Here is a 14996-nt window from a genome sequence, read left to right as displayed (position 1 = left end):
GGAAAACATGATGAAGAAAATCGCATTTATTACTGGCGCGACCTCTGGTTTTGGTAAAGCTGCTGCACACAGATTTGCCAAAGAGGGGTGGTCGCTGGTTCTTTCGGGGCGTCGTTTAGAGAGACTTTTGGACCTCAGGGAGACACTGGATGTTCCTGTGCATGTGATGCAACTGGATGTACGCGATTCAGAAGCCGTCAAGAAAGCAGTAGCGTCGTTGCCAGAGGAATTTTCAGCAGTAACGGCTTTGGTCAACAACGCAGGACTGGCACTGGCTCCCCAGGGAGCACCCGAGGTTGATCTTAATGACTGGCATACCATGATAGACACCAACGTTACTGGCCTGGTCAATGTCACGCATGCACTGCTGCCTGCCTTAATCAAGTCTGGGGCAGGCGCTACTATCATCAATGTAGGTTCGATTGCAGGTCAATGGCCCTATCCGGGAAGCCATGTTTATGGTGCAAGTAAGGCATTTGTTAAGCAGTTCAGTTATAACCTGAGGTGTGATCTGCAGGGGACAGGTGTGCGTGTTACGGACCTGTCGCCAGGCATTGCAGAGACCGAATTCACCCTGGTTCGTACCAAGGGAAACCAGGAGGCATCTGATAACCTGTACCGTGGCACCACGCCTTTGAGCGCAGAAGATATTGCCGAGCAAATGTTCTACATCGCAACCTTGCCGGAACACATCAATATCAACCGTGTTGAGGTGATGCCAACACGTCAGGCCTGGTCTCCATTTGCTATCGACCGTGATCAGTAGAGGGTGTCGCAAAAGGTCAATTAAAACGCTTCAAGCTTCAAACCGTCATCTCCGCGAAGGCGGAGATCCACTGTTCGTGGTGGGTTCCCGCCTGCGCGGGAACGACGATCTTGATATATCCTGCTGACCATACCCTTTTGCGACACCCTCAGTAGGGGGGGATAAAAAAGCCCCCAATATTGATGAGGCTTTTGCGACACCTTCTTGATGATCGGGGCTGAAGACTGTCTATGACAATACCGTGCATGCACTTAAACTGAACTGACTTTGTTTTCGGGTTACTCGTGATCAAGGACATGAATGGGCAGAATGTCTTTGGTTGCCGGAGTTAATCTGACTGGTCTGGGCATAGGTGGCCAGGGAGAGCCAAGCTTCCAGGCATAGGCAAATTTAGCCTGGCTGCTGGACAGGCGAGTCGCTATGAAATACTCGTTGTGTCCGTCATGATGCAGATGAGTAACGCCCTGTTTTGGCAGTTTGAAAACCAGTTCGCCTGCAGAGTCGATCATCGGAGGGTTCATGCCGGCGTTTCTTGGATAGTGATAACAGGTTTTAAAGTACTGGTTAGGCTCGAAGTCGCTCATCGCTATGCTGAAATAACTCATATCTTCTTTGGTAGCTTCTTTGTGATTGGGTTTCAGCGCTACCTGATAGGGAGTGAGGGTCAGAATGTTGGCTCTGTATACCATTTCCGGAAGCGCAACATTAAAGGCTTCTGCCAGATCAATACCACTGACTTCATGGGGAAATACCATATTGTTTCTGCTGAACCAGGCGTTGCATTGGTCGTGAATATCTTTTAATAGGTTTTTATTCACCTCTTTGACTTCCAGGATGGGGTTACAGACAGCCGCTTTTTTTGTGCCCTTCAGTTGCAAGAGGGTCCCTTTAAATTCGATTATTTCGCCTTTCGGGTCTACCGAAGGGGCAAGCCTGACATCAACGGAGTGATGGTTTTTTAACGCCGCCTCCTTTTTGTAGGTGATGACGGGCAATTGCAACGAGTGCTCCTGATTTTCAACATCCCCGGAGTAGTTTGAACCACCTGAATAGGAAGTCTCAATTAACAGCAGCAAACCGCCCACAAAAACCACTCCAGAGGAAAGAAGCGCATAGCGAAGCGTTCTGTCGTTAGCGGCCTCTGCTGGCTTGGGAGTTGCCAATGTGAAAGCAATTACCGCCATCATGAAAAGTGGTAAATGACCGAAGCGTCGGGCAGGGTATATCATGTTGATCAATCCTCTTTTTTTATTGCTTGGGCTACCTGTAAGCGGCCTCAGGTCTGGCAGACTTCTTGTTCATGGTTGTAATGATTCCACCGGAACGATTAAAAATAGCTGATTTTCGGGAAGTTGCAGGTAAATGTAAGTTTTTTTTTCTATTTTTAAATCCAATGGGCATATTGTCTTTCGGCGACTCCTTTCTTCAAAAGTTTTTCCTGATAAAATAAGCCGCTTGCAATGTTATATAAGAAGTCAGGAATGTCTCCGCAGGAACTGAAATCAACGGTCTCACTGTCACTGGTGTTTGTATTCAGGATGTTTGGCCTGTTTATGGTACTGCCTGTTCTGGTCCTTTATTCCGAAGACCTGCAGGGGGCCACTCCAGCCCTGGCCGGCTTTGCGATTGGTGCTTATGGATTAACCCAGGCGGCTCTGCAAATTCCCTTTGGCTGGATGTCAGACCGGTTCGGGCGCAAGCCGGTTATCATAGCCGGTATGATGATCTTTATGCTGGGCAGTCTGGTTGCCGCTCAGGCCGACTCTATTCACGGAGTCATTTTCGGTCGGATTCTTCAGGGTGCTGGTGCGGTATCCGGGGCTGTCACCGCACTTCTGGCTGATTTGACCCGTGAGCAGTACCGTACCCGGGCCATGGCGGTATTTGGTATCAGTATCGGATTCTCATTCTGCATCGCCATGTTACTGGGCCCTCTTTTTGCCGACTGGTGGGGGCTGGAGGGGCTTTTTGGCAGTAATGCTGTAATGGCCGGATTGAGCATTCTGATTCTATTGTTCATGGTGCCAACTCCGGTAGTGACCCGGACTGATCTGAACACCAAAGTCAGTATCAAAGATGTGGGCAATGTTATAGGTAATCGGGAAATGCTCAGGTTGATGGCCGGTATCTTTACCCTGCATTTCACCTTGATGGCCCTGTTCGTATTCCTGCCTCAGATGCTGGAAGACACCCTTGGGATGGCCCGGGAAAATCATGGCTGGATTTACGTGGTGGCACTCTCGGTCTCTTTTGTGATGATTGTACCGGTGATTATTTTCAGTGAAGCCAAACGTCGCCTGAAACAGTGCTTTGTTGGCGCTGTCACTGTCCTGCTGGCAGCCATTGCCGGTATGTGGCGTGCCGAAAGTGTTTTGCTGGGAATATTCCTGTTTTTTGCTGCATTCAATTTTCTGGAAGCTACACTACCTTCTCTGGTCAGTAAATTATCGTCGGCAGGCACCCGGGGAACCTCCATGGGCGTATATTCAACCAGTCAGTTCCTGGGGGCTGCTCTGGGTGGAAGCCTTGGTGGACTCGCCTTTCAGTACTGGGGAGCGACCGGTGTCATGATGGTTTGTGCAATCCCTACTGCACTCTGGTGGTTATTGTCTGTTACCATGAAGCAACCTCCTTATGTCAGCAGTATGGTGATGGCCCTCGACTCCTCCATGAGCCTGGATGCCCGTGCTATTGGCAGGGAACTGGCCATTATTCCCGGGGTTGAGGAAGTGACTGTCCTGGACAGTGAGAGAACCGCCTATCTTAAGGTGGACAGAAAAATAGTGGATATGACCGCGCTGCGCCAATACGGTGAGTGCTGACATAAATGAATGAGAAAGCGACAACCAGGAGCCTGTTTTCATTCCTGTGAGGATGAAAAGGGTTCATGTTAAAAATTACTGGAGAAACTGATGGCACGAGGTGTTAACAAGGTCATTCTGATCGGCAACCTGGGCAATGATCCGGATGTCCGTTTTACCCCGAATGGCAGCGCTGTAGCCAACCTGAGTGTTGCGACCAGTGAGTCCTGGAAAGATCGTAACACCGGCCAGCCACAGGAAAAAACCGAATGGCACCGGGTGGTCATTTTCGGCAAGCTGGCTGAAATTGCTCAGCAATACCTGCGCAAGGGTTCCAAGGTTTACATTGAAGGTAAACTGCAGACCCGTAAGTGGCAGGATCAGTCCGGGCAGGATAAGTACACGACAGAAGTTGTTGTTGACGGTTTCAGTGGCCAGCTGCAAATGCTGGATGGCCGTCAGGACGGAATGGCTATGCCTGCGGGTGGTGGCGAGTTCCAGCCAAGAGCTGCACAACAGCCTGCTCCTCAGCAACAATACAATGCACCCCAGCAGCCGATGCAACAGCAGGCGCCTGCAGCCGCTCCACAGCAGCCGCAGCATCAGCCTCAGCAACATCAGCCTCAGCAACATCAGCCTCAACAGCGTCCTGCTCCGCAGCAGCAACCTCAGCAACAGCCTCAGACTGCGCCAGCAGGTGGCTTTGACGACTTTGATGATGATATTCCGTTCTAGCAGCCTGTCGGACTTAAGACTGTCCTACTGTGGTTGCAATAAATTGGTCTAAAAATCCCTGTTTCTTCGTCAAATAGCTCGCTATTCTCCTCAGAAACAGAGATTTTTATCCTCAATTTCTTGCAATCCTCGCTACGGACGCTTAAGTCCGACAGGCTGCTAGGAGCCTGACCGAGAATAGACTGCCCTACTGCGGCGGCAGCAAATTGGTCTGAAAATCCGCTTTTGTTCGTCAAATAGCTCGCTATTCTCCTCACAAAACCGAATTTTCATCCTCAATTTTCTGCCGTCCTCGCTACGGGCGCTATTCTCGGTCAGGCTCCTAGTCAGGAACTGAACATAGCAAAAGGCCGCTGAAATCAGCGGCCTTTTGCCTTTTCTGGAGAGGCAGTCGCTGATTTCTGACAGGCATCATCCATTTCAATCATTGAGTATTTCCTTTCAGCAGTAGACAATATTGCTCCAACAGAACAATGTCGGGTGTCATCTCAGATGGATCGAGCCAGCCTGCGCAAGCAGTTACGAAGCAGTCGTCAATCCCTGTCGGCTGAACAGCAACTTACTGCGGCAAAGAAATTATCCTCTGTCGTGTGTAACAGTGAGGCTTTTCGGCACAGTCAGCATATCGCTCTGTATCTGGCTAATGATGGTGAAATTGATCCCGGATTTATCGCCGAAGCGATCTGGGAGCAGGATAAGTTCTGCTATCTTCCGGTTCTGGATCAGGAGCAGCCTGAAAAGATGTATTTCCAGCTCTACAGACCCAATACCCGGATGGTAGAGAACCGTTACGGGATTGCCGAACCGGAACTGGATCTTGAAAAAACCGTTAAGGCAGAAGCACTGGATCTGGTGCTTATGCCGCTCACCGGGTTTGATGAGCAGGGCAATCGTCTTGGCATGGGAGCGGGTTATTACGACCGGACTTTTGCCTTTCTGGAAAACCGCAGTAAACCGATACTGATGGGGTTAGCGCATGAGTGTCAGAAAGTCAGTTCAATTCCGGCGGCGGACTGGGATGTTCCAATGAAGAGCATTGCAACAGAAAAGCAGCTATATGGTGAGAAAGTTCAGTAAGCCACTCCCTGGCCTAAGCCATCAGCTTGTCAGATCAGAGTCGAAGTCGCTGCTGTTGTTAACACGGCGACGATAAAGACAGCTAATAAAAGGCTGATTGAACTGGGTTTTGGGTTAACCATTTTCTTCAGAACTCCACTTTATTTTAATTATTATTCTTGGCCGTCTTGAACACGGGGAAGCCAGCCAGTCATTGATTTGCCATCAAAAGCGACTTTTATTTTAATCGCTATGGGCATCAATTGCTTTTTTCAAGCGTTGGTGAATTTCGCATAAAGAGGTGTTAACTGCAAGCGAATGATAGACAGGGGCTTCATCTTAGTATTGGTATTGAGTCGTATGTCTCAAAACTTAGCCTGTCTCTCAACGCTTGCCATGGGCAGACCTTCGGAGCACTGCGTGACACTGAGTTGTTATTCACCACTTTATAATGGCGCGAGTGAGGGTTTTGTCCGCCTGATAAATCAAATGTTATGCTGAGGCAAAAGGAGCATCTCAATGAAATTTTTTACCCAATCTACCAAACTCGTTTTGCTGAGTTTGTTCGGCTTTCTTGGCATGCTCATGAGCGTCAGTGTCGTGCATGCGGCCCCTGAATCTGAGTTGATTCCTTTCTGGAATAAAAGCGACGAAAGCAATAAAGCTGTCATCGATCACAGCGACTGGCAACATACCCTCGACACATACTTGGACATCAAACATGCCTCCGGCGTGAACCTGTTCAATTACGGCAAAGTCTCCAAAGCCGACAGATCGCGGTTGCAAAACTACCTGAAAAAAATGACCGCGCTTGACCCCCGCAGCTATTCAAAGCAAGAGCAGTTCGCTTACTGGGTGAACCTCTACAATGCGCTCACGGTGGAATTGATTCTTGAAAACTACCCCGTGGATAGTATTACTGAGCTTGGCAAAAGTTTCTTCGGCTTTGGCCCCTGGAACGACGATATCACCCAAATTCAAGGTAAAAAACTCACGCTCAACAACATTGAGCACAATATCCTGAGACCCATCTGGAGCGAAGCACGCATCCATTACGCTGTCAACTGCGCCAGCTACAGTTGCCCGAATATTGCCGCAAAAGCTTTCACCTCAGAAAACACAGAAACACTGCTTGAAGCCGCCGCAACCGATTACGTCAACCACGAACGCGGCGTGACCTTTGACGATGGCGAACTGCTCGTCTCAAGTATCTATCATTGGTATAAAGTCGACTTCGGTGGGAATGACCAATCTTTGATCGCCCACTTGGTGAAATACGCCAAACCTGATCTGCGCACCAGGCTTCAGCAGTACAAAGGGGATTTAGATCATCACTATGATTGGGGTTTGAATGGGCCATAGTGGGTCGCTCTGTTGAATGTACAAGTACCTGGCCAGTTGGTTTTGCATATTCTGGCGAGTGGATTTTTTCATCCTTCAAGGCGCAACGACGGGCGCGTAGCCATAGCTACGCAACCAGAGTTGGAACGCAGAAGGATGGAAAAAGCCGCCGTCCAGAATATGCAAAACCAACTGGTTAGGTACTTAACGCGCTTTAAGAAAGTAGGCAATGCTGGAAATTTATCTGAATGGGTTGCTATTAAGCGGCGGCTTGATCATAGCTATTGGCAGTCAGAATGCATTTTTGCTGGCTCAGGGCTTACGTCGAGAGTCACCTATCCTGGTTGCCACAATTTGTGCAGTCTGCGATGCCTTATTGATACTGGCCGGTGTCATGGGTCTTGGTACACTTATCCAAAGTAATAACACACTGCTTGAAGTAGCCCGCTGGGCGGGTGTTGCTTATTTGACTGGATTTGGCCTGATGTCACTGAAGCGTAGTTTCAAAACCGGGCAACTCAAAGCAGAAGGGCAGGTGCAAAAGTCTATTCGGGGTATTGTGTTTTCGACTCTGGCGGTCACTCTGCTGAATCCGCACGTTTATCTTGATACGGTCATTTTGTTGGGCAGTATTGGTGCTCAATACGGTGATCAGCGTGGTTATTTTGTACTGGGAGCTATCACCGCATCGCTTATCTGGTTCTATGGTCTTGGGTTTGGTGCTGTGAAGCTGGCACCCCTGTTAGCCCGTCCAAAAGCATGGAAAATCATTGATCTGGTGATTTGTCTGATCATGTTCAGCATTGCCCTCAGTCTGCTGCAAATGGATCTGACCAATATTTTATAACGTTTCTGTCTAAACAATTATGCTTCCGGGTTTCATTTCATTGGCTATTTTGATGATCAGGTGCTTTTTTTAATGACGTTTGCACAGAAGTGCTGCGGTTCGCTGATACAGCAGTGTCCCTGCTGTAAGGTTTGCTAAAAAAGGGGTTGATCCGATGAAGCTCAGGCTTATAGGCAGTGTTGTCTTGATCTCTCTCAGTTTGTTCTCTTCACTATCCTTTGCCAAGACCTATTCAGACAATCTGGTGCTGGTGGTCTATGAAAGCAATGCCGAGGTCAACATGGTGTTGGCTTCGGCAAATAATCCAGAGAAGGTACTGGCCAGCTCTGTGGCCTCTCCGGTCCATGTCAGTTACAGCGAGTCATCTGGTAAAGAAGACTTTTATGAGGCTTCACTCACCGGTATGGGTCATCCGGGCAATCTGGCGTTCCGTGACTCGGAAACAGTTCTGTTCGCTAATGCTCTTGATAATCTCAGGAAATCGGCTCGCTTCCACTGGCCTGAGCTGAAAGATGACGACGAAATCGGGCTTGATGCCGTTTACGTCGGTATTGCCGGATATAATGACCATCACAAAAGAGCCGTTGTGGTCGGTGGCAGGTTAGTTCTGAAAGAGCAGTACATTCGCGAGAACATGGAAGAAGTTCTGAAGCTTCGTCATTTCCAGATGCCCCCCGATAAGCATTTACAAATGGATTCAGATACCCGTCTGATGGCGAAACTGGCCAGACAGAAAGTGGGTGAAAAGACAGAGCTAAGGGATCTGGATTTTATTCAACTGACCACCTACGCCATTGGTTACAAAATTCGGGATGGTGTTATGCGCTATGATCGGGTGAGCTACGACAGTGAGGGTGGGGGTTATGAGTATGGCGTAGCCATCCAGGTGTTCTTCCTCGATCAGCTGCCAGCAGCCTGCACAGCCAGTGATTTTGACACACTGGATTTGAAACATGTACCGGTTCTGAAAGCCATGAATGCTATGCCAACCGTTGACGTTTATGGACGGGCACCTAAAGGTGATTATCTGGCCTATCCTGTTCTGGGCTATAGCAAAAAGGAACAGGAGCGATTGAATACCACCCTGCCAACCAGAAAGTTTAATCACCTGTTTGTTCGCTTGAAAGATAAGAAAAATGAAGCCGGCTATGTCGGCTTCTGGGTGCTGCAACAGAATACAGTGCCAGAGGGTGTCAATGAAAAAGACTGGTATGCCGGTCAAAACGCATTAACCCGATGTGCCAGGGATACCTTTATTCCAGCCATCAAAAGAGTGGTAGACGGGCTGGGTGAACTGGGAATTGGCAAGGACAAGGAAGGCGCCAATTTGCCTCTGTTGATGGTAGGAGAGTTTCCGTTGGGTCAGACTGTGCGGATGAAAGAGGCACTTGATGAGATTCTGGGCGAGGAGGATTTTAAGCGGATTGTCTGGTTGAAACCTTTGGAATACCGTCAGCTTCTGGCGAAAGCGGGCATCAAGCTGGCCGGGAAGTATGTCTACAAGGAGGGCAATTTGGAGCTTGGCCAGGAATAGCTGCCTTACCCGGCAACTGCTCCTGCGTTGCTCTGGCTCCGTGTTCATGCAGTCGTGTGGTGGCAGTAAATTGGTGAAAATCTGCTTTTGTTCGTCAAATAGTTCGCTGTTCTGCTTGCAAAACCGGATTTTAATTATCAGTTTTCTGCCATCCTCGTTACGGGGCCGTCCTGTCTGTCAATTATCTAAAATTTATCCAAAGATAGTAATTCGTGAGTTTCTGTCCCTGATCCAAATCTCTGCCTTTTGAACTTCTTAATGGCCAGGATGATTGCAATTGTTGCAACAGTCACACTGCCGGCTGCAATAAACCCGATTCCCAGGCCACTCATTCCTTCAGTCGATCTCTCAGACGAGAAAGCGATAGGGGATACTTGGTAGTTGTAGTTTTCTATCTCCAGAGAAATCTCTTGCATACGCACAAGCCGTCTACCCTCCTCAATATTGGTATTTTCAACGGCCAGATAGGCGTTATTGCGCACAAAAACCGGGCGCATAGACTTTGCTGCTGCAGGTGTGAAGGTGGTGTCGAAACGATGGACGTTAACCTGATTTTGATAAGTAACTACGTACGCTTGTCCATCACTGTTGTAAATAATGGCATGTAATAAATCGTCTCTTGGTATCAGCCTGACAGTTGTTGTTGAGCCCTTTGTGCGGGAAGAAAAATCAATCCTGTCGTCAATAATAAAAGCACTGTCCATCTGTCCATTTTCGGTGGTGAACCGGCGAATAGAAAGTTTCTCTCCCTCATGGCTGAATACGGCAACGTAGGACTGGTCTTTTTGTATCAGGATGTACTGACTGTTGAACGTGTCAATGTCATTGGTGGCCATTATCTCTTTGCCATTGTTTCCAAAAGAGGCAGCGGGGTTTAGTTGGTTACTGTCGTACTCTCTGATAAACAGAGGATGGGGCGCATCCTGATCACTTTTTCCAGCAACATAAAGACGTTTGCCATCTGGGGAGAGTCTTAAAAAAAGTCCTTCTTCCTTATCTTCAGGATACTTTTCATGCAAATAGAGCCGTCGCTGGAGGTAACGGCCAACAAACAGGCTGTTATCGATGCTTCCTGTTAAATACATGACACCCTCATGATAAGCGGTATCATTAATTTGAACATTGTCGGGGAACAGGTTCTTGCGGACCCTGAGTCGTGCCTGGTCTCTCTGGGCCGCAGTTAACGGGAACTCAAGCAGAGTCGCTTTTCCTGACGTTGTCGTTGCAACAATGTCAAGATGAGGACCTGTGGTTTCATGAATAACCTGCCCTGTCAGAGACTGGTAAGAATCCAGTATTTTGGCCTGGTTGACAGAGGTTGTGTATTTCACAGTGCCGCATGAACCAAATTGTTTATCCAGTTCAGTGCCCTGGTAGCGTGCCAGAATAATCCCGGAAGGCTCATGTGACTCAGGCTGAATGACAACGTATATGCGCTGGTTCTCCCGGTCATAGGTCTGAAAGAGAGGTGTGCCTTCCGGTAGCGGGCAGTTATCCGACAGGCTGGCTGATGGCTTTTCTGATGACGATGATGAAGCCGACGGAGTTGTCTCCTTTTTCTCGCTGCAGTCAAACCCACCTGGTGTGCAATCAATTCCGGCCAATAATGTTTGTGCTCCGAAAAAAGCTTTTAAGAAAGGTAAATAGCCATCCTGACTGTTCCAGATAGTACGACTGAAAAAGGTGGCATTTGAGTTACCACCAGGGTCTGCAAACTCATTCAGGGCCCTGGGAAACTGGTTGTTTGCCTGTTTGGTACCGTTTATTCGGACAAGTTCGTTGTAGGGGGCGTTAATGCCTTTGAGCATCGGCAGCTGTGATGAATCACCGGAATTCCAGAGCTCGCTGCTCAAACCACTCAGGTTTGATTTTAGGACGTCTCTCGGTACTCTCACGACGCCTGTATTATATCCATCCCATTCGACGAAAGTAAGAACACTGCGATTCTTTGTGAAAGTATCCAGGTTATTCTCAATACGTCCGGCTTTGCGAATGTTTGCTACTGCCGCACTTTTTCGGTTGTCATAATAATATGTTTTAATCAACCCGGTGTTTACATTATTGTAAACGTTGGCCCCGCGGGCTGTTCCTGAAATACCAGCGACTGGGCTGCTCCTGCCTCTTCCTACGACCGCTCCAGCATTTAGGTTGTCATAAATGTTTTCACCTCTGGCTTTTCCGGCAATACCTCCGCTATAGGCAAATTTGCCGTCAGTAGTGACAGGTCCTACATTGACGTTTTGAACAGCAGGAGTCTTGACTACTCGCCCTGTTATGCCACCCACGTGGGAGCCATATTTTCCAGAAATACTCCCTGTATTGAGGTTGTTGCTGACGAGGCTATGGCTCGAGGCCTCCCCCACTATTCCGCCAACATTACCACCCCCCCGTTGGGAAGTGCCGTCCAAATAATCGGAAGCAATTTTTCCAGTGTTCAGGTTTTGTACGACTCTGGCTGCCTCGGCTTCTCCGGCAATGCCTCCGGAATTTTCGGTATGGCCGACATTAACCTCACCGGTATTCAAATTGTTATAAGCAAGGCTACTGATTTTAAGTCTGCCGACAATGCCGCCGGCAGGTGAGTCATGTAAGTTTCTGGGCGTTATTTTTCCGGTATTCAGGTTGTTTGAAATGACGGATGCCTGTTCGGCGAGTCCAGTGATGCCGCCAGCGCAGGCAATTCCGGTTGTGATTACGGTTCCGGTGTTGAGGCTGTCGCGTATGATGCTGTTATCAGAAACACTGCCCGCTATCCCACCGGCATGACTGCCGGAACCGCTCGTTTTGATGACTCCGGCAGAACTGGCCACTTCTTCAATCCGGCTCTGTTTCATCTCTCCCACCAGTGCGCCGGTCGGGCTTGCATCTCCGGAGCTGGTAACTTTTGGCTGGTTAAGCAGGATCTGTCTTATGGTGCTGTTCTCCAGTGACCCGAACAAGCCTGCTGTAGTGTTATCTGCTGATGTTGAAACTTCAAGGCCGGAAATCACGTGGCCGTTGCCAATGAGAGTGAGAGTAAACGGAACGGATTTATTGCCAACGGGCTCCCAGTGAGTGAATCGGCTCAGGTCAATATTACTGATTAACTCATAGTGACCTTTGACCGGATGGTCGGCATTTAGATATTGATTGAAATTATTATTGTCTAGCTGAATAGTCCTGGCCACGCTGGTTGATGGCTGTGACGATGATGCAGGGACAGCGGATGATGCTTCCAAAGATGACCCAGAAGTTGGTGAAGTACCAGTTACAGAAGCCGTTGTCAGTTCCCTGGTTTTCGGCTGTGCCGATGACGATGGTACAGCGGATGAAGCTTCCAATGATGACTCAGAAGTGGGTGAAGTACGAACTACAAAAGACGTGCTCAGTTCGCTGGTTGTTGGCTCTGCTGTTGACGATGGAACAGTGGACGAAGCTTCTTCTGATGGTGACTCAGAAGTGGACGAAGTACGAGCGGCAGAAGCTGTGGTCAATTCGCCAGTTGTTGGTTGTGCCGTTGACGAAGGAACAGTCGATGAAGCTTTTTCTGACGGTGACTCAGAAGTGGACGAAGTACGAGCGACAGAAGCCGTGTTTAGTTCGTCGGTTGTTGTTTGTACCGTTGACGATGGGACGGTAAATGAAGCTTCTTCCGACGGTGACTCAGATGTGGGCAAAGTACGAGCGACAAAAGCCGTGGTCAGTTCGCTGGTTGTTGGCTGCGCCGTTGACGATGGAACTGTGGATGAAGCTTCTTCCGACGGTGATTCAGATGTGAATGAAGTTCGAGCGACATAAGCTGTGGTCAATTCGCCGGTTGTTTGCTGTGCCGTTGACGGTGCGACAGTGGATGAAGCTTCTTCCGATGGTGACTCAGAAGTAGGTGAAGTACGAGCGACAGAAGCTGTGGTCAGTTTGCCGGTTGTTGGTTGTGCCGTTGTCGGTGGGGCAGTGGATGAAGCTTCTGACGGTAACTCAGAAGTGGGGGAAGTACGAGCCACAGAAGCCATGGTCATTTCGCTGGTTGTTGGCTGTGCCGTTGACGGTGGGATAGTAGATGAAGCTTCTTCTGACGGTGACTCAGAAGTAGGGGAAGTACGAGCCACAGAAGCCGTGATCAATGTTCCGGTTGACGTCTGCGCGGATGACAAGGGTATAGCGTTTGAAGCTTCTGATGGTGACTCAGAACTCAGAGTACTGTCCGTGGGTGATTGAGTAAGCATTTCTTTGCTGCAGTCAAATCCCCCTTGTGTGCAATCAACTCCGGCCAGTAGTGTTTGCGGTTCAAAGAAAGCTTTTGGAAACGGTAAATAGCCATCCTGACCGTTCCAGACAGTACGATTGAAAGAGGTAGCATTGGCGACATCACCAGGGTCGGCAAACTCATTCAGGACGGGAGGAAACTGGTTGTTTGCCTGTCGGGTCCCATTGATTCGGGCAAGGTCTCGGTAGGGGGTGTTAACGCCTTTGAGCATCGGCAGCTGTGTTGCATCACCGGCATTCCAGAGCTCGCTGCTCAAACCGCTCAGGTTTGCTTTAAGATCAGCTTTTGATATCCTCTCGACACCCGTGTTATATCCACTCCATTCGGAAGCCGGGTGATACTTTGTATAAGTATCCAGATTATTCTGAATACGGGCTGCGTCGTAATTGGTTGCGACTGCCGCACTTTTATTGCGTTCATAATGTGTTTTAATCAGACCCGTATTAACATTATTGTAAACTGAGGCCCGTTGGGCCGTCCCTGAAATACCAGCGACTGGACTGTAATAATCTTTCCCTATAACAGCTCCGGCATTTAGGTTGTCGTGAATGCTTGTACCTCTGGCTTTTCCAGCAATACCTCCGCTATAGGCATATTTGCCATCAGTAGTGACAGGGCCGACATTGACATTTTGAACAACCGGAGCGTTTATTACCTGGCCGGTTATTCCTCCCACCTTGGAGTAATATTTTCCAGAAATACTGCCTGTATTAAGGTTTTTGCTGACGCGGGTATGGCTTGAGGCCTGCCCTACTATTCCACCCACATTACCACCTCCCCGGTAGGAGGTGCCGTCCAGGTAGTCGGAGGCAATTTTTCCGGTGTTCAGGTTTTGTAAGACACTGGCCGCTATTGCCTGCCCTGCAATCCCTCCGGAATCTTCAGTATGGCCAGCATTAACCTCACCGGTATTCACATTGTTATTAGCAAAGCTATTCCTTTTCAGCATTCCGACAATGCCACCGGCGGGAGAAGAATAGAGGTTTCTGGAGGCTATTTTTCCGGTGTTCAGGTCATTTGAAACAGAAGATGCCTGATCGGCCAATCCAGCGATACCCCCTGAGATAGCGCTTCCGGTTGTGAAAATGGTGCCGGTGTTGACACTATCCCTTATGACGCTATCAGAAATACTGCCCGCTATACCTCCGCTATGACTGTGAAGACCCCCCGTTTGGATGGTTCCGGCATAATTAACCACCTCTTCAATCCTGCTGCTTTTCAACTCTCCCACAAGCGCACCTGACGGACTGTTCGTTCCGGAACTGGTCACTTTTGGCTGATTAAGCAGGATCTGTTTTATAACGCTATTCTGCAACGACCCGAACAAGCCTGAGGCCGTGTTATCTAACGAGGTTGAAACTTCGAGGCCGGAAATTACGTGGCCTTTGCCATCCAGAATGAGAGAAAACGGAATGGATTTATTGCCGACGGGTTCCCAGGGCCTGAATCGGCGCAAGTCAATATCACTGATTAACCGATAGCGACCTTCGACCGGGTGGTCGGCGTTCAGATATCGATTGAAATTATTATTGTCCAGCTCAATCGTGCCGGCCCAACTGTTCCAGTCTGGAAAACAGACGACAAGTGACAGTAATAATAAAGATGGCTTTTTGTTGATAGGCAGGCTACGCCAATTCTGATTTTCTATCAGGTTGGTACTCATGGAAGCATTA

General features: G+C 48.9%; 9 protein-coding genes. 7 read left to right on the top strand and 2 right to left on the bottom strand.

What is annotated here, in order from left to right:
• The first annotated feature begins 10 nt into the window (after nucleotides 1-10).
• On the top strand, nucleotides 11-766 hold the full coding sequence (locus ACO6V5_RS16245; protein ID WP_422137065.1) for an SDR family NAD(P)-dependent oxidoreductase: 756 nt from the start codon (nucleotides 11-13) through the stop codon (nucleotides 764-766).
• 278 nt (nucleotides 767-1044) lie between these two features.
• On the opposite strand, the gene ACO6V5_RS16240 is transcribed toward ACO6V5_RS16245, so the two are convergent.
• On the bottom strand, nucleotides 1045-1995 hold the full coding sequence (locus ACO6V5_RS16240) for a hypothetical protein (protein WP_422136710.1): 951 nt from the start codon (nucleotides 1993-1995) through the stop codon (nucleotides 1045-1047).
• 252 nt (nucleotides 1996-2247) lie between these two features.
• Here ACO6V5_RS16240 and ACO6V5_RS16235 point away from each other — a divergent pair, with 252 nt between their 5' ends.
• From ACO6V5_RS16235 to ACO6V5_RS16210, 6 genes are all read left to right on the top strand, one after another.
• Entirely contained in the window at nucleotides 2248-3588 is a 1341-nt protein-coding gene (locus tag ACO6V5_RS16235; protein WP_422412935.1) for an MFS transporter, read from the top strand.
• A 90-nt stretch (nucleotides 3589-3678) separates the two neighbouring features.
• Complete coding sequence (gene ssb, locus ACO6V5_RS16230) at nucleotides 3679-4302, top strand: single-stranded DNA-binding protein (protein ID WP_422136712.1); 624 nt, start codon at nucleotides 3679-3681, stop codon at nucleotides 4300-4302.
• Nucleotides 4303-4794: 492 nt separating this feature from the next.
• Nucleotides 4795-5379 (top strand): 5-formyltetrahydrofolate cyclo-ligase, encoded by a 585-nt coding sequence (locus ACO6V5_RS16225; RefSeq protein ID WP_422413198.1) that lies wholly within the window; start codon nucleotides 4795-4797, stop codon nucleotides 5377-5379.
• A 498-nt stretch (nucleotides 5380-5877) separates the two neighbouring features.
• Nucleotides 5878-6720: a DUF547 domain-containing protein gene (locus ACO6V5_RS16220; RefSeq protein WP_422413200.1), complete on the top strand. Its 843-nt coding sequence runs from the start codon at nucleotides 5878-5880 to the stop codon at nucleotides 6718-6720.
• A gap of 208 nt (nucleotides 6721-6928) precedes the next feature.
• A complete protein-coding gene (locus ACO6V5_RS16215) occupies nucleotides 6929-7546 on the top strand; it encodes a LysE/ArgO family amino acid transporter (RefSeq protein WP_422136715.1) in 618 nt (205 codons plus the stop codon).
• Nucleotides 7547-7700: 154 nt separating this feature from the next.
• The gene (locus ACO6V5_RS16210) at nucleotides 7701-9080 is read left to right on the top strand and encodes a hypothetical protein (RefSeq protein WP_422413202.1); all 1380 of its coding nucleotides are present in this window, start codon (nucleotides 7701-7703) and stop codon (nucleotides 9078-9080) included.
• Between the two features lie 185 nt (nucleotides 9081-9265).
• Here ACO6V5_RS16210 and ACO6V5_RS16205 read toward each other — a convergent pair whose 3' ends face one another.
• The gene (locus ACO6V5_RS16205) at nucleotides 9266-14986 is read right to left on the bottom strand and encodes a hypothetical protein (RefSeq protein WP_422413204.1); all 5721 of its coding nucleotides are present in this window, start codon (nucleotides 14984-14986) and stop codon (nucleotides 9266-9268) included.
• Nucleotides 14987-14996 lie beyond the last annotated feature (10 nt).

Source organism: Endozoicomonas sp. ALD068 (assembly GCF_049310145.1).
In the GTDB taxonomy this organism is placed as follows: Bacteria; Pseudomonadota; Gammaproteobacteria; order Pseudomonadales; family Endozoicomonadaceae; genus Endozoicomonas_A.
Note: the sequence above shows the minus strand (reverse complement) of the source record. Positions and strands in the feature narration are given on the sequence as shown.